Below are 2042 nucleotides of genomic sequence, written 5' to 3' on the forward strand. Positions count from 1 at the left end.
CAGTAGGGCAACGAGCCGGTCGGCGCCGTCGGGGCGGCAGCAGTCTTCGAGGCTGCCGTATATGACTCGCGAGTCGGCGGGGTCGGTGATCGTGCGAGCCGCGCTGGCGGTCGGCGTGTGAGCAGACCGTCCGGCTTCCCGATCCCTGCCCATCAGGAGGACGACCGCCGACACGTCCGGTTCGGCGAGCAGTGCGTGCGCGGCGTCGTCGGCGTCCGCATTGCGGGGGCACAGCACCGGGGCGGCGCCGGTGCAGGTGCGCGCCACATCGTGAGGGAAGTCCGGGAGAATCTCCTCCGCCAGGACGTCGGGGTGGGCGGTCTGAGCTCCCGCAGGACGGGCGCCAGCACGCGCGGCCTGAGCCCCCGTGGGAAAGGAGCCAGCGAGCAGCACCCGCACCCCGGGGGTAAGTGGAGCAGTGATGTCGGCATCCATGAGTTCCTCCTGACACCCTTGTCAGATGTGCTTGGTGAGCGATCCCGCACGGCGGGAGATCACGCCGCTTTCAACGTGACGGCACCAGGGTGGAGCCGAACAGTCCGAACCGCACGTTTTGCGTTCCTAAGCTGTGGACGGCACCTGTCGACGGTAGCTTCGAACCCTGCCTGTGGACGCCAGTCACGGAACCCGGGCGAAACATGGCAAGGAGTCCTTGGGGCTTAGCCGTAGTCGCGCTGCGTCATCTCCCTGGGCATTCCTGCTGGAAAGGAGCACAGGAACCCGCCAACGCAGGACGGTTCGTACTTGTTGACGGCGGTTCGGCACTTGCTGCATGCGCTTCGGCAGTTGGTGTGACGGTTCGGCAGCCAGGGTGCCGAACCGTCGGGTTACGTGCCGAAGCGTCCACCCGAAGGTACGAACCGTTGACCGGAAGGTACGAATCGTCCGGCCAAGTGCCGAACCGTCAGCACCCCCGACAACGCTCCGTGACACCACTCGGCGGCTCGGCCACCACAAGGGGACCACCGGCGTAGTCCTTCCTCCCCAATCCCCGCCCCGCACCCGCCGGATCGGCCACGTCACTTGTGCCGGTCTCGACGCGTCATTAGTGCCGGTCTCGACGCGTCATTAGTGCCGGTTTGGGCGTGTTACTTGTGCCGGTTTCGGTGAAGGGAGGTGCTAGCGGTCGGTGTGGGTGGGCGGCCGGGTGGTTCCGGCCTGGATCGACCGGCAGATGGACTGCGCCTCCTCAATGCCCACAAGAATCGCCTCGGCTTGCCACACAATCCAGGCGACCACGCCGTCGGGCTCCCCGGAGGCATAGGCACTCGCCGCGTCGGCATAGGCGACCGGCACCCGGGCGGCGTACTGGTCGGTGACGGCCACGCCGGTCGGTTCCAGGCCGTCACGGGTGATGAGGTGGCGCACGAGCAGCCGTCCGACGGCCGCATTAGCGGCGGTGAAGGGCCGTGCGGTCACCATCTCACCGTGGGCGATGGCAGCACGCACCAATGCCGGAGCCCCGGGAGCGTCAATGAGCTCAAGCAGCGCCTCGATGCGGGAGCGCAGCACTTCGCCGTCGGGCGCCGTTCCGGGACCGCCTTCGATCGGAGATCGCCCTGCAGCACGAGGGATGGCGACGGCGTCCAGGGGAATCCGTCCAGTGGCCGCAAGCGGTCCGGCGACGTCCCGGTGGAGGGCAGTGAGCAACGTGCGCGGACTCGGCTGGGTCGGGCGTCCCTCGCCGCGCAGGTCTGGCATCCATTCGGTCAGACGCACACCGGCGCGCCAGAGGCCGGCAGCGGCGTCGAGGGAAGAGTCGCCGGTGGAGGCCTCGGTGAGGGCCCGCTCGGCGACGGCGTCGCGCAGGATCGCAGCGGGCAGGACGGCGCCCTCAACAGCGGCTGAGGCGACGGCGCCACGGACGGCTGCTTCGGCGCGTGCTTCCCGCCAGCGCCGACGCAGGGCCTCGTGCCAGCGCAGTTCGGCGGAGGCGTCGCGCAGTGCCTCCTCGGCTCGTTTGACCCGCTCATCCGCGGCCAATGCCTCCAGCGCCTGGATGATAGGGCTGGGGCGGGCCGGGCGCACAGAAGAGTTGGGGC

1 protein-coding gene and 1 pseudogene are annotated in these 2042 nt (G+C 69.2%); both read right to left on the reverse strand.

Annotation, left to right across the window (positions count from 1 at the left end; all coding sequences use genetic code 11):
- A pseudogene (locus RWX45_RS11995) lies at positions 1-435 on the reverse strand (hypothetical protein); the annotation flags it as partial.
- Positions 436-1119: 684 nt separating this feature from the next.
- Entirely contained in the window at positions 1120-2028 is a 909-nt protein-coding gene (locus tag RWX45_RS12000) for a cell filamentation protein Fic (RefSeq protein ID WP_316023951.1), read from the reverse strand.
- Positions 2029-2042: the final 14 nt, after the last annotated feature.

Origin of the sequence: Actinomyces sp. MRS3W (assembly GCF_032465695.1) — a bacterium.
Taxonomy (GTDB): Bacteria; Actinomycetota; Actinomycetes; order Actinomycetales; family Actinomycetaceae; genus Actinomyces.